Origin of the sequence: Streptomyces sp. NPDC048560 (genome assembly GCF_040650955.1) — a bacterium.
Taxonomy (GTDB): domain Bacteria; phylum Actinomycetota; class Actinomycetes; order Streptomycetales; family Streptomycetaceae; genus Streptomyces.
Genome location: NZ_JBEZIJ010000002.1, coordinates 453,705 through 476,182, shown reverse-complemented (window position 1 = coordinate 476,182; position 22,478 = coordinate 453,705). Strand labels below are relative to the sequence as shown.

Annotated in this window: 19 protein-coding genes and 1 pseudogene; 5 read left to right on the top strand and 15 right to left on the bottom strand. The window is 71.4% G+C overall.

The features are described 5' to 3' along the window. The first annotated feature begins 4 nt into the window (after positions 1-4). Positions 5-865: a tyrosinase family protein gene (locus AB0C82_RS08900; protein ID WP_362837855.1), complete on the top strand. Its 861-nt coding sequence runs from the start codon at positions 5-7 to the stop codon at positions 863-865. Positions 866-948: 83 nt separating this feature from the next. Here the strand turns inward: AB0C82_RS08900 and AB0C82_RS08895 are convergent, their stop codons facing one another. The 9 genes from AB0C82_RS08895 to AB0C82_RS08855 form a co-directional block, all read right to left on the bottom strand. Next, positions 949-1,233 (bottom strand): chaplin, encoded by a 285-nt coding sequence (locus tag AB0C82_RS08895; protein ID WP_362837853.1) that lies wholly within the window; start codon positions 1,231-1,233, stop codon positions 949-951. Positions 1,234-1,349: 116 nt separating this feature from the next. After that, positions 1,350-2,501: a GNAT family N-acetyltransferase gene (locus AB0C82_RS08890; RefSeq protein WP_362837851.1), complete on the bottom strand. Its 1,152-nt coding sequence runs from the start codon at positions 2,499-2,501 to the stop codon at positions 1,350-1,352. Then, on the bottom strand, positions 2,498-3,181 hold the full coding sequence (locus AB0C82_RS08885; RefSeq protein WP_362837849.1) for a lipopolysaccharide biosynthesis protein: 684 nt from the start codon (positions 3,179-3,181) through the stop codon (positions 2,498-2,500). Before AB0C82_RS08885 ends, AB0C82_RS08890 begins: the two co-directional genes overlap by 4 nt. 68 nt (positions 3,182-3,249) lie before the next feature. After that, positions 3,250-4,362 (bottom strand): glycosyltransferase, encoded by a 1,113-nt coding sequence (locus AB0C82_RS08880; RefSeq protein WP_362837847.1) that lies wholly within the window; start codon positions 4,360-4,362, stop codon positions 3,250-3,252. Further along, entirely contained in the window at positions 4,359-5,174 is an 816-nt protein-coding gene (locus AB0C82_RS08875; RefSeq protein WP_362837845.1) for a polysaccharide deacetylase family protein, read from the bottom strand. Before AB0C82_RS08875 ends, AB0C82_RS08880 begins: the two co-directional genes overlap by 4 nt. Further along, positions 5,164-6,909 (bottom strand): lipid II flippase MurJ, encoded by a 1,746-nt coding sequence (locus AB0C82_RS08870; protein WP_362837843.1) that lies wholly within the window; start codon positions 6,907-6,909, stop codon positions 5,164-5,166. Before AB0C82_RS08870 ends, AB0C82_RS08875 begins: the two co-directional genes overlap by 11 nt. Further along, entirely contained in the window at positions 6,906-8,288 is a 1,383-nt protein-coding gene (locus AB0C82_RS08865; protein WP_362837841.1) for an O-antigen ligase family protein, read from the bottom strand. The genes AB0C82_RS08870 and AB0C82_RS08865 overlap by 4 nt, the downstream gene beginning before the upstream one ends. A 2-nt stretch (positions 8,289-8,290) precedes the next feature. Continuing rightward, positions 8,291-9,775, bottom strand: a complete 1,485-nt coding sequence (locus AB0C82_RS08860; protein WP_362837839.1) for an exopolysaccharide biosynthesis polyprenyl glycosylphosphotransferase — start codon at positions 9,773-9,775, stop codon at positions 8,291-8,293. Beyond that, a complete protein-coding gene (locus AB0C82_RS08855) occupies positions 9,772-10,947 on the bottom strand; it encodes a glycosyltransferase family 4 protein (RefSeq protein ID WP_362837837.1) in 1,176 nt (391 codons plus the stop codon). The genes AB0C82_RS08860 and AB0C82_RS08855 overlap by 4 nt, the downstream gene beginning before the upstream one ends. 770 nt (positions 10,948-11,717) lie before the next feature. Between AB0C82_RS08855 and AB0C82_RS08850 the strand changes: the two genes are divergently transcribed. Beyond that, entirely contained in the window at positions 11,718-13,775 is a 2,058-nt protein-coding gene (locus AB0C82_RS08850) for a phosphocholine-specific phospholipase C (RefSeq protein ID WP_362837835.1), read from the top strand. A gap of 242 nt (positions 13,776-14,017) precedes the next feature. Continuing rightward, on the top strand, positions 14,018-14,380 hold the full coding sequence (locus tag AB0C82_RS08845; protein WP_362837833.1) for a hypothetical protein: 363 nt from the start codon (positions 14,018-14,020) through the stop codon (positions 14,378-14,380). A 20-nt stretch (positions 14,381-14,400) separates the two neighbouring features. Here the strand turns inward: AB0C82_RS08845 and AB0C82_RS08840 are convergent, their stop codons facing one another. The 5 genes from AB0C82_RS08840 to AB0C82_RS08820 form a co-directional block, all read right to left on the bottom strand. Continuing rightward, positions 14,401-15,627 carry a transposase domain-containing protein gene (locus tag AB0C82_RS08840; RefSeq protein ID WP_362837831.1) on the bottom strand — a complete coding sequence of 409 codons (1,227 nt, stop codon included), beginning with the start codon at positions 15,625-15,627 and terminating at the stop codon, positions 14,401-14,403. A 70-nt stretch (positions 15,628-15,697) separates the two neighbouring features. Then, positions 15,698-15,901, bottom strand: a complete 204-nt coding sequence (locus AB0C82_RS08835; RefSeq protein WP_037908938.1) for a cold-shock protein — start codon at positions 15,899-15,901, stop codon at positions 15,698-15,700. A 310-nt stretch (positions 15,902-16,211) separates the two neighbouring features. Continuing rightward, positions 16,212-17,027 carry an inositol monophosphatase family protein gene (locus AB0C82_RS08830; protein ID WP_362837829.1) on the bottom strand — a complete coding sequence of 272 codons (816 nt, stop codon included), beginning with the start codon at positions 17,025-17,027 and terminating at the stop codon, positions 16,212-16,214. A gap of 373 nt (positions 17,028-17,400) precedes the next feature. Beyond that, positions 17,401-18,108 carry a spermidine synthase gene (locus AB0C82_RS08825; RefSeq protein WP_362837827.1) on the bottom strand — a complete coding sequence of 236 codons (708 nt, stop codon included), beginning with the start codon at positions 18,106-18,108 and terminating at the stop codon, positions 17,401-17,403. Positions 18,109-18,140: 32 nt separating this feature from the next. Beyond that, positions 18,141-19,826, bottom strand: coding sequence for a ribonuclease J (locus AB0C82_RS08820; RefSeq protein WP_362837825.1), 1,686 nt, complete (start codon positions 19,824-19,826; stop codon positions 18,141-18,143). 753 nt (positions 19,827-20,579) lie between these two features. On the opposite strand from AB0C82_RS08820, the gene AB0C82_RS08815 reads away from it, so the two are divergent. Then, the gene (locus AB0C82_RS08815; RefSeq protein ID WP_362837823.1) at positions 20,580-20,921 is read left to right on the top strand and encodes a beta/gamma crystallin domain-containing protein; all 342 of its coding nucleotides are present in this window, start codon (positions 20,580-20,582) and stop codon (positions 20,919-20,921) included. A 150-nt stretch (positions 20,922-21,071) separates the two neighbouring features. On the opposite strand, the pseudogene AB0C82_RS08810 reads toward AB0C82_RS08815, so the two are convergent. Continuing rightward, positions 21,072-21,481, bottom strand: a pseudogene (locus AB0C82_RS08810) (transposase family protein); the annotation flags it as partial. Between the two features lie 283 nt (positions 21,482-21,764). Between AB0C82_RS08810 and AB0C82_RS08805 the strand changes: the two are divergent. Next, positions 21,765-21,992, top strand: a complete 228-nt coding sequence (locus AB0C82_RS08805) for a hypothetical protein (protein WP_362837821.1) — start codon at positions 21,765-21,767, stop codon at positions 21,990-21,992. Positions 21,993-22,478 lie beyond the last annotated feature (486 nt).

Here is a 22,478-nt window from a genome sequence, read left to right as displayed (position 1 = left end):
ACGGGTGTACAACCGAAAGAACCAGCGGAATCTCACGCGCACCGAGAAGCGGCGCCTGGTCGGCGCGATGCTGGAGCTCAAGCGGTCAGGACGGTACGACGAATTCGTCGTCCTGCACCGGGAGTTCTACGTCACCGACGGCGAGGACCGGCCGAGACCCGCCCACATGACCCCCTCCTTCTTCCCGTGGCACCGCCAGTACCTCCTGCGGTTCGAGGCGGCTCTGCAGGAGGTCGACGCCGGTGTGTCCATCCCGTACTGGGACTGGACGTCGGAGAACACTCCGAGCGCCTCGCTCTGGGCGGACGACCTGCTGGGCGGGAACGGCAGGCCGGGTGACCGGCAGGTCATGACGGGGCCGTTCGCCTACGGCGAGGGGAACTGGAACATCGACGACGGCGTCACCGAACGGCCCTACCTCACGCGGAACTTCGGACGCCCCTCGTCGCCCGTCACGCTGCCGAGCAGGGAGGACGTGGCGGCCGCCCTGAAGGACCCGGTGTACGACGCCGAGCCCTGGAACAGCGTCAGCAGGACCGGATTCCGCAACCGGATCGAGGGCTGGGGCATCCGGGGATTTCGCGGCGTGAGCAACCACAACCAGGTGCACCGCTGGGTCGGCGGCCTCATGGCGGGCGCGGCCTCGCCGAACGACCCCGTCTTCTGGTTCCACCACGCCTACATGGACCTGCTGTGGTCACGCTGGCAGAAGGCGCACCCCAGGTCCCGGTACGCGCCCGGTGCGAGGACCCGTGAGGCGGGCCCGGACCGTGACCGCGTCTTCGGCCTCGACGAGCCCATGCCGCCCTGGGACGTGGCGCCTTCGGAACTCCTCGATCACGCGGGCCTGTACCGGTACGTCTGAACGGCCCCGCCCCGGACACACGGAAGCGGCTGGACCTCCCCTCCGGAGCAGGAGGAGGCCCAGCCGCTTCTCGGTACGTGAGATCAGTTGCCGTAGCCGTAGTCGCCCGGGCCCTCGTGGTGGCCACCGGAGACGTTCGCGCAGGTGTTGCCGAAGGCCGGGTTCAGCAGGCCGATGACGTTCACCGAGTTGCCGCAGAGGTTGACCGGGACGTGGACCGGCACCTGGACGGCGTTGCCCGAAAGGACACCGGGGGAGTGGGCGGCAGCGCCATGGGCTCCGGCGTCGGCGGCAGCCATGCCGGCGCCGCCCGCGATCAGGGCACCCGTGCCTGCCATGACAGCGGCTGCCTTCGAGATACGCGACATCAGTTCTCCTCGTGAAGTGTGGTGTGCCACGGAGTTGGGGACCCCGTATGACCTGACAACGGAAAAATCGACAGACGGTAACGGACTGGCACAAAAGTCGTAACCCGGCTGCGCGTCTACCGTCCGACGACGGGCAGCGCGTTCAGCCGCCGGTGCCAGTCGCGGGCGGCGGGGAACCGGGTCTTCACGGTCTGCGCCGCCAGGTCCCGGACCTCCAGCTGCGACACCCGCAGCCGCAGCAGCGGGTCGAGACCGGAACAGGCAAGCAGCAGACGCTGGTTGACGACCGGGACCGGCTCCCAGTGGTTCTTGTACTGCTCCGAGCCGCGCAGCAGGCTCAGTACGGTGCGCCCGGTGTCGGCGGCCTGCTGGGACACCTCGCGCAGCAGCATCGTCGACACGTCCACCTTCCGTTCCCTCAGCGAGGGATGGGCGCCGTACAGATAGCCGCCCGTGAGGTGGTCCGACTGGAGCGACATGTTCACCGCCACGACGTCGCCGTCCACGAGGAACTCCGTCAGGGCGGCCCCGCCGTCGCGGACCATCCGCCGGGTGGCCCGCACCAGGTGCGCCGAAAAGCGCGGCCGCAGATGCTCGGGGTTGACGCCGCGGCCGGTCCACTGGAGTTCGTGCAGGCGCAACAGCCTGCCCACGGCGCCGGGCACGTCGAGCGCGGGCACGGGGCGGCACTCGACCGACAGGGCGTCGATCTTGCGCAGCTTGGCCCGCACCCGCTGGGCCCGTGAGCCCGGCAGCCGCTGGAGCAGTGCGCCGATCGGCTCCGCGGGCAGCTCCATACAGGTCGAGTCGTCGAGCCGGGTGCGCGGCCCGGACCACCTGTCGAACAGGAGCTGGGCCGACGCGTCGGGCCGTACCTCCCGAAGGTCGATCACCGCGTGCCGGGCGGCCCGGTCGAGACCGCGTTCCAGGGCCACGAGGGCGACCTTGGACTCCTCCTCGTCGACGAGGACGTCGAAGAAGTCGGAGATCGCGCCGCCCATGGGCACGAGCAGCGGCATCGGACGGTGGACGAGCATCAGCGGAGCGGCGCCGATCAGACGGCCGTCACGACGGGCCAGCACCACCCGCAGGCGGCCGGCGGGTCCGTACGAGAGCCACCACGAGTGGAGCCAGGCGTGGCTCTGGAACGGGGTGGCGGTCCGGCAGCGGCGGTGCAGCGCGTCCCACTCGTCCGCGAGCGCGCCGAACTCGCCGAGGTCGCGGCAGAGCGTGACGGTCAGGCCCTCCCTGCGGCCGGTACTCCTCACACCAGCTCCCGCTCGTCCGCGCCCACCGGCTGACCGGCCGCCTGGGCGGTGGCCGGGGCGGGCACGTGGGCCTCGGAGCTCCTGCGCGCAGGACGCGGCCGCACGAGCAGTGCCAGTCCGCCGAGCAGCCCGCCCGCGCTTCCTCCCACGGCCGTTCCGAGCGGGGCGGACGGGGAGACCGGCTCCTCCGGCGTGATGGCGTGACCGAACTTGATGAGCTTGACCCCGGTGTCCTTGGCCACGTGATCGCCGCTGACGATGATGGCCTCGACGACCGCGTTGGCGATCTCGGCCGCCCGCCGCGGCGAGTCGGACGTACCGCTGACCGCGATCATGGGCGAGTCGGGAGAGGTCTCCACCTGCACGCGGCTACGCAGCTCGTTCACCGACTCCCCGGCGGCCCCGCGCGCGTAGCCGAGAGTGGAATCGCTGGTGGCGAGCCGGCCGTAGGACTGGGCGAAGCCCAGGGCCGCCGCGGAGTCGGCGCCCTTGTCGGTGACGGCCAGGGCGTAACCCGTGGCCGTGTACTGCGGGGTGGCGAGCAGCCCGTAGGAGAGGCCGCACGCCGCCCCGAGCAGGACACAGGCGGGCAGCGGCCACCAACGGGGCAGTGGGGGAAGAGGACGCAGTCGGCTGAACCGTCCGGGGACGGCCGGGCGCTGCTCGGGCGACTCGGTCATGAGGGGGCTCTCCGTCGGGGAGGGGGTGGGAGGGGGCTGGAAGTGCTGGGGATCGGGCGCCGGCGCCTTCAGCGCCCGCTGAGAGCACGGTCGTAGACGTCCATGAGGTGACCGCTGCTGCGCCTGATGTCGTAGTGGCCGACGGCCGGGGGCGGCGGCAGCCTGTGGGGTCCGGCGCGCATCCGCTGCCGCAGGGCCGCCGTCAGCTCCTCGGCGCGGCCGGTGACGCGGGTGGCGCCCTCGGCCTGGTCGGCGGGCAGGTCCTCGATGGCGGGGCAGGCGGCGTACAGGACGGGCAGCCCTGCTGCCAGCGCCTCGACGGCGGCCAGTCCGAAGGACTCCTCGCGGGACGTCGAGACGAAGGTGTCCATGGCGCTCAGGAGCGCCGGGACACCGGGGCCCGCGCCCGGCCGGTCGGCGTCGCACTCCCCGAGCAGCCGGATCCGGCCGGCCGCACCGAGCCGCTCCGCGAGCGCCGTGAGCGCGCCGCGCTCCGGTCCGTCCCCGGCCAGCAGAAGCCGGGCGCCCGGCAGTGCCGCGACGGCCCGTACGAGGACGTCGAAGCGTTTGCCGGGGACGAGCCGGCCTACGCCCCCCACCACGAAGGCGTCGTCGGGAATGCCCAGGAGCGTCCGGGTGGCCCGTCGCGCGTCCTCGTCGTACCGGAAGAGTTCCGCGTCGATCCCGTTGGGTACGAGGTGGATGCGTGCGGCGGGTACACCCCACTCACGCAACCGCCCCGCGACCGTGGAGGAGACGGCGACCGTGGCGGAGCCGAGCCGCTCCGTCCGCAGGTAGAGCGCGCGCGTGGAGCGGGTGAGGGGACGCCCCTCGATCTCCGCCCGGCCCAGCGAGTGCTCGGTGGCGATCGTGGCGCGGACACCGGCCGCCCGGGCGGCGATCCGCCCGTAGACGCAGGCCCGGTACAGATGGGTGTGGACGAGGTCGTACTTCCCCTGCCGGATGACCCGGGCCAGTCTCGGCAGCGCCGCCAGGTCGCGGTTGCCCTTCATCCCGAGGTCCGTGACACGTACGCCGTCGGCCCGCAGACCGTCGGCCACCGCCCCGGGGTTGGTCAGGGTGACGACATCGCAGGAGGCGGGCAGATGGCGCAGCAGGAGCCGGAGTTGCTGTTCCGCCCCGCCGATGCCGAGGCCGGTGATGATGTGCAGGGCCCTCATCGGCGCTCCCCGGACACCGCGCTCGCGGCTGCGGGCAGCAGGCGGTCGGGGGCGGCTTCCGCCCGGTGGCGCAGCCGGTGACGCAGGTCCTTCGCCCAGAGGCGCAGAGCCAGGTCGGCGTGGCTGATGTGGGTGCGGGGCAGGGTGAAGGGGCCGGGCCGGGGGCCAGGGGTGAGCGCGCAGCCGTAGCCGTATCCCGCCTCGCGCACCGATTCGACGACCCGCTCGTCGACCGACCCGTACGGGTAGCAGAAGCCCTCGGGGGTGACACCGGTGATGTCGTGCAGCAACTCACGGCTTCGGTGCGTCTCCTGGCGCAGCTCCGCGGCGGACAGCGAGGTCAGATCCCGGTGGCGCAGGCCGTGCGAGCCGATCTCCATCCCCGCGTCGGCGGCGGCGCGGATGCCCGCGGCCCCGAGGAGCGGTTTGTGCGGGCCCGGCCGGTCCCATTCGTTCGAGCCGTCGAGCCGGCCGGGCAGGACGAACAGGGTCGCCGAGCAGCCGTGGCGGAGCAGCACCGGAAGGGCCTCGCGGACGAAGTCCGTGTAGCCGTCGTCGAAGGTCAGCCCGACGAGCCCGCGCCGCCTGTCGGCGGGGGTGCGCAGCAGCGTGGCGATGCTCACGCCCGTGTAGTCGCGGCGCCGGAGCCAGGCCAGCTGCCGGTCGAGGCGCTCCGGGGAGACGGTGATGCCGTAGGGGTCGCTCGTCCGCTCGCACACCGAGTGGTACGTCAGGATCCACGGCTGGGCGCACGCGGCCGGCCGGAGACGGGAGGAGCGCGAGTCGGTGCGAGCCGATGGGTCAGCGGCCATGAAGCAACCTCCGTCGGATGAGGGTCAGCAGATGAACGACTTCCGGAGCTCGGAACACGAGCCCGGCCAGCAGGAACAGGACCGGTACGAGGACGCAGCCGCCGGCCACGCTCAGAAGGGGATCGGACGCCAGGGGCGCCGCCAGCCACCCCGCGGTCCCCGCCACGGCGGCGGCGCCGGCGAGCCGGATCAGCGAGAGGGCGACCGCCCGGACCCGGATGGTCACCACACGTGTGCCGAGGCCCATGAGCAGGAGCAGCGCGGCCGTGCTGATCCCGATGGCGTTGGCCGCCGCGATGCCGTTGACGCCCAGGCGGTGGGTCATGGCGAATCCGGCGCCGGTCGTGACGAGCAGCCCGGTGGCCATCGCGAAGACCGGGAACCAGGTGGGCCGGCCGGCTGAGAAGTACGGCCGGCTCAGTGCTCCCACGAGGGAGTGGCCGAGCAGACCCAGCGCGTACACCCGCATCGCGTCAGCCGTCGCCTTGGTGTCCAGTGCGTCGAACGCCCCGCGCTGAAATAGGACTTCGACGATCTGCGGCGCGTACCCGAGCACCATCGCGGTCCCCGCGAGGACGACCATGCCGGCCAGTGCCAGGTCGCGTTCGACCCGGTCCCTGGCCTTCTCCCGGTCGCCGTTCGCCATGGCTCGCGCGATGACGGGGAAGGTCACCGTGCAGATCATCAGCGAGAGGACCATCGGCATCTGCGCGACCTTCTGCGCGTAGTTCAGGTGCGAGATCGCACCGGCCGGCAGCGAGGAGGCGAGGAACCGTTCGACCAGGACCTGGGCCTGACGGCTCACCACGAAGATCACGACCGGGGCGAGGACCGTGGCCCCCAGCAGCGGAGGTGCGGCCCCGGCGAAGCGGCGACCGGCGGACGGGCGCGTACCCCGGGCTCTCCTGGGCATCCGGGCGGGCATCAGCCGGACGAACGCGGGGAGCTGGGTGAGGATCATCAGGACGCTCCCGACGGCGACACCCGCCGCCGCCGCGCGCACGCCCCAGAGGGAGTGCAGGGCGAAGGTCATGCCGATGATGCCGACGTTGTACGCCACGTAGACACCGGCCGGCGGCAGGAAGCTGCGGTGGGCGCGCAGGGCCGCGCTGAGGTAGCCCGTGATGCCGAAGGTGAGGACGGTGACGCTCGTCAGACGGGTGCAGTCGACGGCGAGCCGCGGATCGCTCAGGCCCGGTGCCAGGACTCCCACGACCCAGGGCGCGCCGAGCGCCAGCAGCGCCGCGACACAGGCCAGCAGGGCGAACAGCCGGGGCAGCGTGGCCGAGATCAGCTCCCGCACGGGGTCGTCCGCGCCCTCCGCGCCCTGTGCGGAGGCGTCCGTCCCGCGCCCGGCGCCCGCCGCCCTGCGCGCCAGCGCGTGGCTGAACGCCGGGACGAGGAGCAGGGCCATGCCGTCCTCGATCAGCACGGTGGCGGCCATCTCCGGCACGGTCCAGGCGATCAGGAAGGCGTCGCTCGCGCCGCTCGCCCCGAAGAGGTGCGCGATCGCCTGGTCGCGTACGAGCCCCAGCAGGGCGCCGGCCACGGTCAGTCCGGCGGTGACCGCCGCGGCCCTGGCGAGGAAGCGGCCGAGTCCGGGGGACCCGGCGCCCCCGGACGTCTCCGCTCCGGAACCGGCTGTGAGGGCCGGCTCCCTGGGAGCGGGCGGGGTGAGCGGTGGTTCGGGGAGCGCCTCCACCGGCGGCCCCGACTCGATCCCGGTGTTGTTCACGTCGGCCGCACCTTCTCCGGTGCGGCCAGGGCCCACCAGGCGGCCAGACCGAGCACGATTCCCGTCAGCACGGTCGAGGGGCCGCCGATGTCCGCGTACAGGAAGTCGACGGTCTGCCAGACCATCAGCCCCACCGCGACGAGTCCGCAGTCCACGGCCGTGTCCCCGCGCGCACGGCTGACGACGACCCTGCGGACGCCGCCGGCGAGCAACGCCAGCCAGCTGCCCGCGAGGGCGGTGAGACCGATCAGTCCCTGTTCGCTGAGGACGAGCAGATACATGTTGTGCGGGGAGAGCAGCGGCTGCTTGCGGAAGTCCTGACCGGCGCCCGCGGTGTCGCTGCCCGCGGAGAGCGCGATCGAGGCGTGGCCGTCGCGGTGCGCGGGGAAGCCCTTCAGTCCCACGCCGGCAGCCGGGTGCTCGCGCCACATGCTCGCCGCCGCCGACCACATGGTGTAGCGGTCGGTGACCGACTGGTCGGGGTCGGCGGTCACCTCGGTGATGCTGGTGAGCCGCTGGGAGACCATCTCCGAGCCGATGCCGAAGCCGCCGATGAGCACGACGGCGGTGGCGCCCAGGACCGCCAGGGCGCGTAGGGCCTGGCGCGGTCCGGTCAGTGTGATGAGGGCGAGGGCGGCGATCGCCGTGGCGATCCACGAGCCCCGGCTGAACGACAGCACGAGAGCGACGAGGAGCACGGTGGTCGCGCCGAGGGCGCAGGGCCGCAGCCAGCGGGGAGCGCCCTCGGGCGTACGCAGTACGCAGGCGGCGGTCGCGAGGAGACCGAAGGCGACGACGGTGGCCATGCCCATGATGTCGCCGGGGCCGAACGTGCCCACGGCCCGGATGTCCTCACCCATGTAGGAGGCACCGGTGCCGGTGGCGTACTGGTGAATGCCCGTCACCCCCTGGACCAGGGCCAGGAGCACGAGCGCGCAGACGACGGTCCGGAACCCCTGGGCGTCCCTGATCAGGAGGCACACGGCGGCGGGGACCAGGACGAAGACCTGGAGGTAGCGGACGAAGCCCGGCAGCGCGGCGGACGGGTCCGCCGCCGTGACCGTCGCCACGGCGAAGCCCAGCGCGGGCAGCCCCAGCACCAGCGCGGCGGCCGGCGTCAGCGGGCGCCGGCGGAGATGCAGAAGGCGGGCCAGGCAGAGCAGTACCGCGAGCCCCGAGACGAGGTCGGCCGGGCGCGTGACCTGCGGGTCGCCGGTCCCCGCGTCCGTGACCGGAAGGGTGAGCAGCAGCACCGTCGCGATCAGCGGCAGCAGCGGCCACTGCCGTGTCCACCGTCCGGCCCGTGGGCTGTCTCCCGGGTGGGTCCGGGGGTGCGGAACGGTGGCGACGGCGGGGTCGGCGGTCCGGGTGGCGGCCACGGTCAGCTGCCTCCCGGGCGGAACAGTGAACCCGCGGTACGGGCCAGGAGGCACACGTCCTGCCAGAGCGACCACGTCTCGATGTAGCGGTTGTCGAAGCGGGCCCGGTCCTCGATGGACGTGTCACCGCGCAGCCCGTGCACCTGGGCGAGTCCCGTGATCCCGACCGGCATCCGGTGACGGGCCCCGTAGCCCGTGTGCAGACGGCTGAACTGGTCGACGAAGTAGGGACGTTCGGGCCGCGGGCCGACCAGGCTCATGTCTCCGCGCAGTACGTTCCACAGCTGCGGCAGTTCGTCGAGCGAGGTGCGGCGCAGCAGACGGCCGGCGCGGCTCATGTTCCGGTCGGCGGAGACGTTCCACCGGGTGGCGGACTCGTGGGCGTCGGCCGGTCTGATCGTGCGGAACTTCAGCAGGACGAAGGGGCGTCCGTGCCGTCCGACGCGCTCCTGACGGAAGATCACGCCCGGTCCGTCGGAGATCCGTACCGCCAGAGCGCAGACCGCGAGCAGTGGTGCCGCCGCGAGGAGGGCGAGGGCGGCCAGCGCGGCGTCCATGGCGCGCTTGGCCGCGTACGGGACGGTCCGCCCGCCGCCGTTGTGCAGGGGGTGCGCGGCGAAGCCCCACACGTGGTCGGGGCGCCCGGGCCGGCGCGGTGCGAAGGCCCCGGCCGCCGGGCCTTCGATCAGCCACATGCGGCAGCCGTGTCCTGCGAGCAGCGCGAAGAGCGCCTCCCCGTCGCGGGTGGCTGTGGGGGCGGTGGTGAAGAGGGCGTCGCGCACGCTGTTCTGGATGACGGCGCGGCCGACGTCCTCCAGGGTGACCAGGACCGGCAGCGGTGCCGCGCCGGACGGGGGCGTGTCGGCGGCGAAGGACGCGGTGTCCACCCGGCCGACGGGCCGCAGCCCGTACTCGGGGTGTCCGTGCAGGGCGGCCGTGACCTCCTGGGCGGCCGGGCCCTGCCCGATGACGAGGGCGGAGCGGGGGTCGCGGGCCGCCGAGCGGCGCCGTGACCGGTGGGCCAGGGCGCGGGCGGCGCAGCACAGCAGGGTCTGGGTGACGATCGCCAGGCAGAGCGCGGTCCAGCCGGCCGAGTAGCGGGGGTCGTACGCGGTCAGCACCTCCGCGGTCGCGAACCACTGGATCAGGGTGAGGCCCAGGAGGGCGGGCAGTTCGGCGAGGCAGGACCCGGAGAGCCCCGGCCGGTACAGCCCCCGGTAGGCGTGCAGCAGCAGCTGCACGGCCGCCTGGGCCGCGATCACGGCCGGTGGCCACGGCGTCGCGGGCAGCACGGCGAAGGTGAGCCCCAGGGCCAGCGCGTCGGCGGCCGGCAGCCGCCAGGTGGCCCCGTACCCGCCGAAGCGGCGTGTGGTGCGCCCGGCCGGCTCATGACGGGAACCCCGCCGGGGCGGGTGGATCGTGGAGGCCTTGCGGGGTTCGGCCGTCGCCTGGGCAGCGCGGGGTGCGGGGGCTCTCTCCGTGGTCATCGGTCGGTGCGCTTTCTCGTCGTGGGCCGGGGCAAGCCGACAAGTTCCTGATAGATGCGATGGACGGCTCCTGCGGTCTTCCGGACGTCGAAGACGGACCGCGTATGGGTCCGGGCGGTGCGGCCCAGCTCGTCCCTCAGCGCCGGATCGGTCAGGAGGGTGGTGAGCGCGGCGGCGAGGGCCGCCGGATTCTCCGGTGGTACGAGGCAGTGGACGTCGTGGCCCGGGGGCAGGCTCTCCCTGGCCCCGTTCACGTCGGACATCACGACCGGTCTGCCGCAGGCCATCCCTTCGAGCGGGGCCAGCGCCATCCCCTCCCACCTGGAGGGCAGTACGAGCACGTCCGCGGCGTGGAGCCACGGGCGGACGTCCTGACTGGCCCCCGCGAACACCACACCGGCGGGGGCCGTGTCACGCAGCCGCCGCTCTTCCGGTCCGTCACCCACCAGGACCAGCCGTGCGCCGTCGACACGCAGCTGCTCCCAGGCCCGTAACAGCACGTCCTGGCCCTTCTGCCGGCTGAGCCTGCCGACGCACACGACCAGCGGTGTACGGGCGTCGACGCCGTCCGGCAGGGGGAGCGCGGCACGGGCCGCCGCGCGTTCGGCGGGGCCGCCGGGGCGGAAGTGTCCGAGGTCGATGCCGTTGTGGACCACGGCCCACCGGGCCGAGATGCCCGCCCGTTCACCGGTGCTGCGCTCGGACTCGCTGACACAGAGGATGTGGTCGCTCCACCGCGCGCCGAACCGCTCCCACTTCAGCGCGAGTTGCGCGGTGCGGCCCTCCACGGCCTCGAAGGACCACGCGTGGGGCTGGAACACCGTGGGGATACGGCCCCGTACCGCGAGCCGTGCCGCGAGGCCCGCCTTGGCGCTGTGCGCGTGCACGATCTGGGGTCCGCACTGCCGGACGAGCCGGCGTGCGGTGGCCACCTCCGAGGCCAGCCCGGGACCGGGATCGCGTACGGCCGGCCAGGCGAGCACGTCGGCGCCGGCTGCCTGGGCTCCGTCCGCCAGCGGGCTACCGGGCGGGCAGGCCACGACGGGCCGCAGTCCCGCCAGCGCCTGCGCCCTGACGAGGTCGGTGACGACGCGCGCGACGCCGCCCTCCACCGGCTGGACCACATGGAGAACGGTTACCCGTCGTTCTTCAGGAAAGCTCTTTTGCCGCACGCATGGCCCTCTTCTCACGTGCCCCCCGACGGACGGGCCCCCGAAAAGGCGCCGACGGCAGGGAATATCGATATGGGAAGCCCTGGCCATCGAAAATATGAAGGTGGGCGGCTGGATTCCAAGGACTGATCAAGTGGGTAAAACAGAAGTGCACTTTGGCAGACAGTTGACCAGAAAACACGTGTGACTCGCTCATGGGGCCATGTGGGGCACACCCGTTTGGCAGTCGGTTCCGACCCCCCGTCAGGGTGTATTTCGGGCCATATAAACACTGCGCACCGGGATTTCGTACACTCGATCGTGTTTCTGTCGAACAGAAATGCCCCGCCATCTTCCTTCGAATGGGTCTGGGAAATAAACGGCCGCAGGTCCGTCCCGCACCCGACCCGGTGCGGGGCGGACCGCGTGCCTCCTGCAGGTGCTCCATACGGGGCGGGGTGCGCGAAGGACCCTCATGCCGCTCGGTATCCGGTGCACCCGCATCTGCCCGGAGCGGCCGACGCGGCCAAGGTCCTGTTGGCAAGTGATGCCGGGATGTGCCGGGCATGGACTTCCGGCGCGTCCCCATGGACTCTTCGCCGCCACCGGCCGACGGCCGTGGCCGAGCCCCTAGGCTGACGGACCGTCACGGCACGGACGACTCCGGCCGTTCTTGTCGCATACGCCACCTCGTGACCCGGGCGACGCCCGGACTCTCCTTCAGCCAGCTGCCCTTGGAACCGGAACCGTCACAGAAGGCCCCGCCCCGACTCCGAAGAGGTCCGCACCGTATGCCTGAACTCAATCGCCGCCGCTTCCTGCAGATCGCCGGCGCGACCGCCGGCCTGTCGGCCCTGCGGGAGAGCATCGCCCGCGCCGCCTCCATCCCGGCCCGGCGGGTGTCCGGCACGCTGGCGGACGTCGAGCACATCGTCGTGCTGATGCAGGAGAACCGGTCCTTCGACCACTACTTCGGCTCGATGAAGGGTGTCCGCGGATTCGGTGATCCGCGTCCCACGGCGCTCCCGAGCGGGAAACCGGTCTGGCATCAGCCGGACGGGGGCAAGGAAGTCCTGCCCTATCACCCGGACGCCGACGACCTCGGAATGCAGTTCATCGCCGGTCTCAACCACGACTGGGCCGGCGGTCACAGGGCCTTCAACAACGGCAGGTACGACCAGTGGATCCCCGCCAAGTCGGCGGGCACCATGGCGTATCTGACCCGTGAGGACATCCCGTTCCACTACGCGCTCGCGGACGCGTTCACGGTCTGCGACGCCTATCACTGCTCCTTCGTCGGAGCCACGGACCCCAACCGCTATTACATGCTCTCCGGGCACACGGGCAACGACGGCAGCGGCGGCGGTCCCGTGCTGGGCAACGAGGAGGCCGGGTACGGCTGGACGACGTACCCCGAGCGCCTGGAGCGGGCCGGAATCTCCTGGAAGGTGTACCAGGACATCGGCGACGGCCTGGACGCGGCCGGATCCTGGGGCTGGATCGCCGACGCGTACCGCGGCAACTACGGGGACAACTCGCTGCTGTACTTCGACCGTTACCGCAACGCCAGGCCCGGCGATCCGCTGTTCGACAAGGCCCGCACGGGTACGGACGTGTCGAAGGGTGACGGCCTCTTCGACGGACTCCGCGCCGACGTCGCCGCCGGAACCCTGCCGCAGATCTCCTGGATCGCGGCGCCCGAAGCCTTCTCCGAGCACCCGAACTGGCCCGCCAACTACGGCGCCTGGTACATATCCCAGGTCCTGGACGCACTGACCTCCGACCCGGAGGTCTGGAGCAGGACCGCGCTCTTCGTCACCTACGACGAGAACGACGGCTACTTCGACCACGTGATCCCGCCGTACCCGCCGTCCTCCGCCGCCCAGGGCCTCTCCACCGTGAGCACCGCCCTCGACCGCTTCCCCGGCAACACCAAGTACGCCGCCGGTGTCTACGGACTGGGACAGCGCGTCCCGATGATCGCCGTCTCGCCCTGGAGCACGGGCGGTTACGTGTGTTCGGAGGTCTTCGACCACACCTCGATCCTCCGGTTCATGGAGCGCCGCTTCGGTGTGGGCGAGCCGAACATCTCGCCCTGGCGGCGGGCAGTCTGCGGCGACCTCACCTCCGTCTTCGACTTCGGCCTCAGGGACACGACCCCCGCCGCGCTGCCGGGCACCGACGGCTACCGGCCGCCGGACGGGGACCGGCACCCCAGTTACGTGCCGAAGCCGCCCGCGACCGGTGTCCTGCCCGTTCAGGAACCAGGCTCACGGCCCGCCAGGCCACTGCCGTACACCTTGGTGACGGACGGCGCCGCGACCCCCTCGACGGGCCGCTTCACGCTGACCTTCGGCGCCGGCGCCCGGGCCGGCGCGTGCTTCCACGTCACGTCGCCGAACCGCACGGACGGCCCGTGGACGTACACCGTGGAGGGCGGCAGGACGCTCGGCGACACGTGGAACACGAGCTACTCGAAGGGCGTGTACGACCTCTGGGTGTACGGCCCCAACGGCTTCCTCCGCACTTTCCGGGGACCCGGCACGACCGCCGGCCCGGAAGCGACCGCCCGCCACGACGACCTCGCCGGCACGGTCGTACTGACGATGAGGAACCCGGGCGCCACCGACGTCGACCTGACCCTGAGCAACGCGTACGGCGGGTCCTCGCAGACCTTCAGGGTGGCCAGGGGAACCACGGTGCACCACACGGTCGACCTGCGGGCGAGCGCGCGCTGGTACGACCTGACTCTCGTCTCCGACGGGAGCAGCACCTTCCGGCGGCGGTTCGCGGGGCACGTCGAGACGGGCGCGCCCGGAGTCAGCGACCCGGCGATCATCACCGGCTGAGGGAAGCTGTCGCCTGTCACCGCTGGTTGTGGCGGGCGACGGCGTTCTTCAGAAGGCCGGGAAGCCTGGCACGGTTCGTGCTGACCCCGGCCCCGCAGATGCCTGGAGGCCGGCCGTGGTCCGGCGTACAAGCGTTACGGTCAGCGGGCGCCGCCTGGACGACGCGACCGGCGTGTTCGGTACGGGCCGTACAGCGGATCTGAGGCGTCCCGTTCCGACCCCGAGCAGAGAAGAGACCGCCCATGCCGGACCTCGCGACGCCGGACCCCGCAAGGCCGGACATCAGCGCACCTGATCCCACCACGACTGCTCCCACCCCACCCGACTCCATCACGCCTGGCCCCACCCCACCCGACTCCTCGGAACCCGCAGACCGCCCACGCCTGCGGCACATCGGCATCGCGGTCGTCGCCACAGCGGCCGAACACGAAGCGCTGATGGACCGGTTCACGGACGTGCTGTGTCCTGACGTCTCCCACGACGGCCCCTGCGCCGTCCAGTGGGCGATGAGCAGCGTCGACGGCGACTCCCTGTCCCGCCGCAGGCGCAGGGACCTTCTGGCCGCGATCGAGGACACGAATCCGGGCAGCGCGGCGAGCCTCTGACGGGCGGCGCCGCAGGCCTTTCAGCCCCGGGAACCGACCGCGTACCGGACCAGGAGTCCCGCCCAGATCTCCTGGTGGACCAGGGCCGGGACCGTGGACCGCGCGACCGTCCGTGCCCGCCTGTTCGCGGCCTCGGCCTCCCGCCGCAGATCGTGGGCGGCGGCGAGTCCACCGGTCGTCGCGGCGTGCGGGTCGGTCAGATCGGTGACCAGCCGGTCCCGCTCCGCGCCGTCGGCGTCGTACGCGACGACCCGTACGACGTGGGCGGCGACCGGGTCCGGCTTCGCCCCTGATCGGACGGCCCGCAGCGGCGCGCCCCGCTCATGACCGGGCAGACGCGGGTCGACCAGGGCGGAGAGATACGTACCGTCGGACAGGACGTCAGCCGCGGGAGGTCCAGGTCGGCCGGTACCTGCCAGGCCGGCGCCGCTCCCGTCTGGGCGGCAGCGGTGAACGCCTCGAATCCGTAGAAACCACGACCGGCCATCAGCAGCGTGTCGGGGGAGACCGAAGCCGGCAGCGTGGCCGCCATGGTCACCGTGTTTCCGCACGGACCGGCTTCGGCGTCGATGCAGGCATGTGATCCGCACTCCACGACGGCCACCACCTGGGGCCCTGGGGCGAGCGGGGAGGCCCGCCTGCGCGTCGGAGCAACCGAACTCCGCCGCGTTCGCGGCTGATTCGGGGAGGTCGAACTCGAACCCGTCGATCGCCGCCAGCCGCCGTTCGCGGAGCCATGCGCCCGGGGTATCGCCGGTGGTGACCGGCCCCGCCACCCGGTAGAAGGTCTCGCGCAGCACGTCGGGACCGAGCCGCTCGCGCGCCCGCAGGATGTCGGAAGAGGCCGGCGGCTCCCAGGAGGGGTCCCGACCGCCGGACGGATCCAGCAGGGCGAAGAGCTCGTGCGTGATGTCCTCCGCCGTGTCGTCGGGGAAGAGGCACAGCGCCATGGTGAGACAGGCGGTCGCGTACGGGGAGAGCCGCTCGTCCAGGCGCTGCTGGTCCAGGCGCTCGGCGACCCCGTGCGCAGCGATTTCGCGCCCAGCGACCTGGGGCTCATCGATCCCGTGTGCTGCGGCTCCGTGTCCCGCGACCCCGGTTTCAGCGATCCGGGGTTCCGTCACCCGGCACGCCGCCACGGCCTCGTCCACCGCACTCCGCGGTACCGCCGCGAGGAGGCCCTCCAGCGACGCCCGGCCCGGACGTGCGACCGTGAAGTCCCCCGCGTCCATGGATCCCTGCCCCATGGGTCCTACGTAACGGCCAAGGCGAGCGGGCCCCGCCGGCTGGTGCGGGGCCCGCTCCGATCTTGGGCGATCAGGCGGGGGTGATGTTCTCCGCCTGCGGGCCCTTCTGGCCCTGGGTGACGTCGAAGTTCACCTTCTGGCCTTCCTGGAGCTCGCGGAAGCCCTGGGCGGCGATGTTCGAGTAGTGGGCGAACACGTCCGGACCACCGCCGTCCTGCTCGATGAAACCGAAGCCCTTTTCCGCGTTGAACCACTTCACGGTTCCACTGGCCATTTTTGTCCTCCAAGCAGACACAGAAATCGGCGCCCGCACCGTACGGGCACCGGAGGTGATCGCCATGGTTCTTGGAGAGACTGAACAGCAGAACGCCCGCGAACTCTCGTCCACGGGCCGCTCCTTGCGAACCACGACAGCTGGAGCCGACGCTACACAGCCTCCTCTGTCCACACCGTGAACGACGCCCCGACCGTGGGTGGCAGTCACCTTTCAGGCCCAAGAATTCTCCTCGGGGCACCGGCCGGCGAGAGGATTGCACGATGAACGCGTGATCCTCAAGTCGGACCCGAAGGCCGCACGAACACCCTCACCCGCGGTTCCGGATCTGGGACATCAGCTGCCCGTGGGTCTCGGGGTCGGCCGCCACGACGAGTCCTCGGCCGGTCTGTCCGGCATGTCCGGCCAGTCCGACCGGAGCGCCGTCGATGCCGGTGACCACGCAGCCCGCCGCGCGGCACAGCGAGATCCCGGCGGCGAAGTGCACGCTCCCGGAGAGATCGCCGCCGTCGGTGACGTACGCGGCGCGTCTGCCCGCCGCGACCCAGGTCAGCGCCAGTGTCGTCGAGACGACGCGTGGCCGGAAGCGTGCGGTGAACCCCGGTCGCGCCAGGAGTTCGACGGCTCGGAAGCCAGGGGCGTTCGGGAACGGCGGGTCCAGATTGACGTCCACGAGACCGGTGGCGGCCGTGGGGACCAGCCGGGCATCCACCCCGTGGTGCCGTACATGGGCGCGCTCGCCGTCGGTGAAGAACACATCACCCGCGAACGGATCGGCCACCGCGGCCGCCCCGTCGCGCAGCGCCACGTTGACGGCCACGACAGGGGTCCCGGCCGCGTAGTTCAACGTGCCGCACAAGGGGTCGACCAGCCACCGGCGTACGGCACCGGCGGAGCCCTGGTGCCCGCCCTCCTCGCCGAGCACCGCGTCGTCGGGCCGGGCGGCGCGGATGACGCCGAGGATCGCCTTCTCGGCTTCGACGTCGGCAGCGGTGGCGAAGTCCCCGGCGCCCTTGTCGATGCGGGCGAGCCGCTGCCCGTACATCCCGTGGACCACGTCCGCTCCGGCGCGCACGGCGGCGATCGCCACCTCGGTATCGTCAAGCCCCGCATAAGAGTTGATCACGCCGTGCAGAGTAGCGGCGTAACCGAGCCGTGCCCTCGGAGCGGCCTTCGCCACCAGCGCTCCGGCAACGAAGGTGCCGCCGGAACTCACTCCCGACGCGCAGGTAGTTGGTGGTCCGTCTGCCGTCTGCCGTCTGCCGTCTGCCGTCTGCCGTCTGCCGTCGGACGAGCGAACGGCGCAGGCCGTCGAGCACGTGCTCAGCCCCACGCGGCAGGCTGCGGGCCCCACCTGGTGACACACGCCGGTGACGGCCACCGAGGGCACACCGGTCACCGGCCCGCGCGTCGCACCGGCCCGCGCGTCGGTGAGAGTGCGAAACCCCCTTCCGCCAACGTGGCCGGAAGGGGGTAGACGGCTCCAGGTCCTGGGTTCCCTAGGCCGCCACGTACACGGTGTTGGTCGAGGTCCCGCCCTGCAGCGTGTTGTCGAACTCCACGACGTGGGCCTCCGCATCGGCGAAGACGCCGCGGAGTACGGCGATGAACTCCTCGTCCGGCGGGTCGTTCGACCACAGGGCGAAGACGCCGCCGGGTCGCAGGCAGCCGGCGAGGGCCCGCAGCCCGTCGGGGAGGTAGAGCGCCGCGTGCCGAGGGTGCAGCACGTGGCGCGGGGAGTGGTCGACGTCCAGCAGCACCGCGTCGAACCGGCGGTCCGGGTCCTGCGGATCCAGGCTGGACTCCGCGGCCATCGCGAAGAAGTCGCCGTGGACCAGGCGGCAGCGCGGGTCGGACGCCAGGCCGCTGCCCAGCGGCACGAGTCCCCGCTCGTGCCAGTCGATCACCTCGGCGAGAGCGTCGACCACGACGAGCGAGCGCACGCGCGGGTCGTCCAGAGCTGCCCGGGCGGTGTAGCCGAGGCCCAGTCCGCCCACCACGACGTCCAGTTCGCCACCGGTCGCCCCGGCCAGACCGAGCCGGGTGAGTGCGATCTCGCCCGCGGTGAAGAGGCTGGACATGAGGAACTCGTCACCCAGCTTCACCTCGTGCACGTCGACTCCCGTTGCCGGGTCCCGGCGCCGCCGCAGGCTGATCTCACCCATGGGTGTCGGGCGCCAGTCGAGCTCCTCGAAACGCGCGCTCATCCGTTCACCTCTCGGTCTCGTCCGCCCGCCACTCACGCGTCGATGACGACGGGGATGATGAGCGGCTTGCGGCGGTGGGTCCGGAACGCCCAGGACGCGACCGCCCGGGCGATGAGCTGCTCCAGCTGGTGCGCGTCTCCCACGCCTTCCTCGGCGGCCTTGGCGAGGGTCTTCTCGATCACGGGAATGACCGGCTCGAAGGTCGTGTCGTCGTGGACGAAACCCCGGGCCAGGAAGTCCGGCGGCTCCGCGAGGGCGCCCGTGCCGGAGTCCACGATCGCCACCACGGTGACGACGCCTTCCTCGGCGAGGGTGACGCGGTCCTTCAGCGACGCCTCGGTGGCGCCGCCGACGGTCATGCCGTCCACGTAGACGTTGCCCGCGGGCACCTTGCCGGTGATCGACGCGCGGCCGTTGACGAGGTCGACGACGACTCCGTCCTCGGCGAGGACGACCCGGTCGGGGTCGACGCCGGTACGGATGGCCAGGTCACCGTTGGCGCGCAGGTGGCGCCACTCGCCGTGCACGGGCATGACGTTGCGTGGCTTGACGATGTTGTAGCAGTAGACGAGCTCTCCCGCGCTGGCGTGCCCGGAGACGTGCACCTTCGCGTTGCCCTTGTGCACCACGTTGGCGCCCCATCGCGTCAGCCCGTTGATCACCCGGTAGATCGCGTTCTCGTTGCCCGGGATCAGGGAGCTGGCGAGCAGGACGGTGTCGCCCTTGCCGATGCGGATCATGTGGTCGCGGTTGGCCATGCGGGAGAGGGCGGCCATGGGCTCGCCCTGCGAGCCGGTGCAGATGAGGGTGATCCTGTGGTCGGGCAGCTTCTCGAGTTCCTTGGTGCTGACCACCAGGCCGGAAGGAACCTTCAGATAGCCCAGCTCCCGGGCGATACCCATGTTGCGGACCATGGACCTGCCCACGAAGGCGACCTTGCGGCCGTGCTGCTGGGCTGCGTCCAGCACCTGCTGGATACGGTGCACGTGGCTGGCGAAGCTGGAGACGATGACGCGGCGCGGCGCGGTACGCAGGACCTGTTCGATCGCGGGGTTCAGCTCGCGCTCGGATGTCGTGAAGCCCGGCACCTCGGCGTTGGTCGAGTCGGTGAGGAACAGGTCGACCCCCTCCTCGCCGAGCCGGGCGAAGGCACGCAGGTCGGTGATGCGGTCGTCCAGCGGGAACTGGTCCATCTTGAAGTCACCGGTGTGCAGCACAAGACCGGCGCCGGTACGGATCGCGACCGCGAGCCCGTCCGGGATGGAGTGGTTGACCGCGACGAACTCGCACTCGAAGGGCCCGAAGCTCCGCTTGTCGCCCTCGCGCACCCGGACCGTACGCGGCCTGATGCCGTGCTCCTTGAGCTTGGCGTCCAGGAAAGCCAGCGTCAGCTTCGAGCCGACGACGGGGATGTCCGCCCGCTCACGCAGCAGGTAGGGCACGCCGCCGATGTGGTCCTCGTGGCCGTGGGTCAGCACGACGGCCACGATGTCGTCCAGGCGGTCCCGGATCGAGGTGAAGTCCGGCAGGATGACGTCGACCCCGGGCTGGTTCTCCTCGGGGAACAGCACTCCGCAGTCGACGATCAGCAATTTGCCCGCGTACTCGAAGACCGTCATGTTGCGGCCGATCTCACCCAGGCCACCCAGGGCGGTGACCCTGAGCCCTCCCTTGGGCAGCGGCGGGGCAGTTTTAAGCTCTGGATGGGGATGACTCATGCCCTGACGCTACCGGAGGGTCCAAGGCAATCCGTCGGCACGTGATCAATGCCGTCCCATCTGTCTGCCTGGTTGGCGCAACAACGGAACCCGAAGGCCACCAGCAGCCGGACCGCCGAGGCGGACGCCACCCGGGGCGGGGCCGGACGCCGGAGGTGTTCAGTGCGGGAATCCGGGGAGCACACCGGGGCGAAGTGTGAGATTCGTGCTCTCGTGAGGTGATTCGTCCGAGCGACGGCGCGAGCCGCGACCCGCCCGGCGGGTGGCTCCGGCGGTCGCACTGCCGACCCGCTGCCGAGGAGGACTCCTGATGCGCGGAGTGACCTATTCGATGAACGTCACCATTGACGGCTGAATCGTCGGGCCGGACGGCGGCCTCGACCGGACGGCGCCGGCCGAGGGACTCCTCCGCTTCGTCACCGGCATGCTTCGGGTGTTGAGACGGCCGCCGCGGCGACCATCCGCACGATCTTCGCCGCCGCCGGCCCTCGGGGTGGAGTGGCCAGGCGGCGCCCGGCCGGCGAGGTGCGACCTGTGCCGGCGCCCTGCCGGGAGCGTGAAGACGCGCCTTCGGGCGAGGGACCGACAGACCTGGAGGGAGATCGCGACCGCGTCCGAAGACCGGCGCACAAGTGGTGAACGGGAGCGCTCTTTCCCACGTTGCGAGGATTGGACGTGCGTGCGTCCCTGCGATGCCGCCGTGTGCTGTGGCCCTCGGCGGCACCACACCACCATGGAAGGAACAACTCACCAGTGAAGCGCTTCATCACACGCCTCGCGGTAGTCGTGGCGGCCGGAGCCCTGGCCGTTGTGCTGCCTGCTTCGTCGGCGTCCGCTATCAATCGCGTCAGTTGCACTGAATCGGGTTACCTGACGTTTCACAACGCAGGCGGCTCCCTCTGCTTTGCCAACGCGGGCGTGGAAAGCGTGGCGATCTACGGCGTGGACCAGATCTGGACCGGTAACAACAAGCTCACGTTGGAGTACGTGCCGAGGCTGGGCGCGCCGGCGACCAGCGCGACCCTTGAGAAGTGGAGTTATTGGAAGGCCACTGGGGAGACCATCCACAAGATCACGAAGATCAGGGTCTGGTAGCACCCGTCACGCGAATGAGGTGACAGCGGGTCCTCGTCAGCGATGGCGCAGGCACTCAGCTCTGGAACCCACCGTGTCGCGGAGGCGTTGCGCAGCTGCAGTTGTCCACACGGCTGTATGACGTCGCTGCGACGGGTTCATTGAGCCCTTTCAGCGTTGCCTCTCCAAGGTGAGGACCGCGGCGGCGATGTCCGTCATGCGGTTCGGGCTGCAGAGGACAAGGCGTCGCCCGCTAGGACTTCAGGCGGGCGACGCCTCGTTCGAAAAGGAGCGCCGGCCTGGGCGAGTGCCCGGTCCAGTGTCCGTTCGGGCGGTGACAGTTCGCCGTTGGGCGGGCGGCGGATGGCGGTGGTGACCCAGGAGCCGGCGCCGATGCAGGCGCGGTCGGCGACGATCGGAACCCCCTGGCGTTCGCAGATTCGGATGATGCGGTGGGTGCACGCGCCGGTCAGATCGTGCGCGCGGCCCGGCAAGGCCGGTGAGATCCACAGAAGCTTGCCTTCTGGATCGGCGACGACCTGCACGTTCACGCCATGGCGCCGGTGCTCGCGGGAGTAATCGTTGCTGACCTCCGGAGCCGCTCCGGCCGATGTTTCCGGGCAGCGATCCGTCAACCATTACCTGTTCCTGCGGCTACTCCTACGCCGCAGGAACAGGCATGTCCCAGCAGACGGACACGGGGTGCATGCGTTCCAAGGGAAGCTAGCCGGCGTGGATCGCCGAGACGTACAAGCCTTCCGTCTTCAAGGACGTCACGTGCGGCGGGGCCACCACTCGCTCGATGTGGAGCCACGAGGGGGCATCCGCACCTCAGGTCAACGCCTTCATCCGGGACACGGACCTGTGACCGTCACGCTCGGCGGCAACGACCTCGGCTTCGCCGACGTGATCACCAGGTGCGTCCTGGCCGGTCGCAGCCCTCAAGCGCGCGTCGTCGTGGGTCGATACCCCAACCTCCCCGCCGACGCGAGCACCTGCGGTTTCTCCGTGCCCCTGGCCAAGGGTGACGTCGCCCGGCTCCACCGGACCACGAACTGGCTGAACCTCATGCTGAGCTGTCGGCCCTCATGAAACAGGCCGAGTTCGTCGACACCGGAGCCGCGCCGCCAACTGCCTTCCCGGTCATCCGCGGGGGTACGGAGCCGAACGGGCTCCGTACCCCCGTCGCCGCGGCGGCCCGGTGCGGGGTGCTGGTTCTCGTTCAGGGCCTCGCCATGGCGGGAGACGAAGCGCCCGGTTCCGGAGCCGGGCCCCTCGGTGGCGAAGGCCACGATCACGTCCGCCCTCGACGACCGGTCCGCAGGCCGCTGCGTTGGCGTACTGAGGGCTCGAGCCCGGTCCTGGCACCGTGCTTCGAAGTGATCGCGGTGACCGACGCCATGGAACGCCTGAGGCATGCGGTCGGTGCCGGTACCAACCACCGGCCGTGTTCGTCGACCGTCGGACACGTGGCGATGCGAGAGCGTGCTTCCAGGGCTTGTGGCCCATAGCAGGGAACGGCAAGAAAGCGACAAGGCCTCGCCAAGGGCTTCCGGCGACTGTGTTAGCCGTTCGTCC

Coding starts and splice junctions, on each gene's coding strand:
- AB0C82_RS08895 (WP_362837853.1), bottom strand. CDS start 1,233: ATGTCGCGTATCTCGAAGGCAGCCGCTGTCATGGCAGGCACGGGTGCC.
- AB0C82_RS08885 (WP_362837849.1), bottom strand. CDS start 3,181: ATGACCGAGTCGCCCGAGCAGCGCCCGGCCGTCCCCGGACGGTTCAGC.
- AB0C82_RS08880 (WP_362837847.1), bottom strand. CDS start 4,362: ATGAGGGCCCTGCACATCATCACCGGCCTCGGCATCGGCGGGGCGGAA.
- AB0C82_RS08875 (WP_362837845.1), bottom strand. CDS start 5,174: ATGGCCGCTGACCCATCGGCTCGCACCGACTCGCGCTCCTCCCGTCTC.
- AB0C82_RS08860 (WP_362837839.1), bottom strand. CDS start 9,775: ATGACCACGGAGAGAGCCCCCGCACCCCGCGCTGCCCAGGCGACGGCC.
- AB0C82_RS08850 (WP_362837835.1), top strand. CDS start 11,718: ATGCCTGAACTCAATCGCCGCCGCTTCCTGCAGATCGCCGGCGCGACC.
- AB0C82_RS08845 (WP_362837833.1), top strand. CDS start 14,018: ATGCCGGACCTCGCGACGCCGGACCCCGCAAGGCCGGACATCAGCGCA.
- AB0C82_RS08840 (WP_362837831.1), bottom strand. CDS start 15,627: ATGGGGCAGGGATCCATGGACGCGGGGGACTTCACGGTCGCACGTCCG.
- AB0C82_RS08835 (WP_037908938.1), bottom strand. CDS start 15,901: ATGGCCAGTGGAACCGTGAAGTGGTTCAACGCGGAAAAGGGCTTCGGT.
- AB0C82_RS08825 (WP_362837827.1), bottom strand. CDS start 18,108: ATGAGCGCGCGTTTCGAGGAGCTCGACTGGCGCCCGACACCCATGGGT.
- AB0C82_RS08820 (WP_362837825.1), bottom strand. CDS start 19,826: ATGAGTCATCCCCATCCAGAGCTTAAAACTGCCCCGCCGCTGCCCAAG.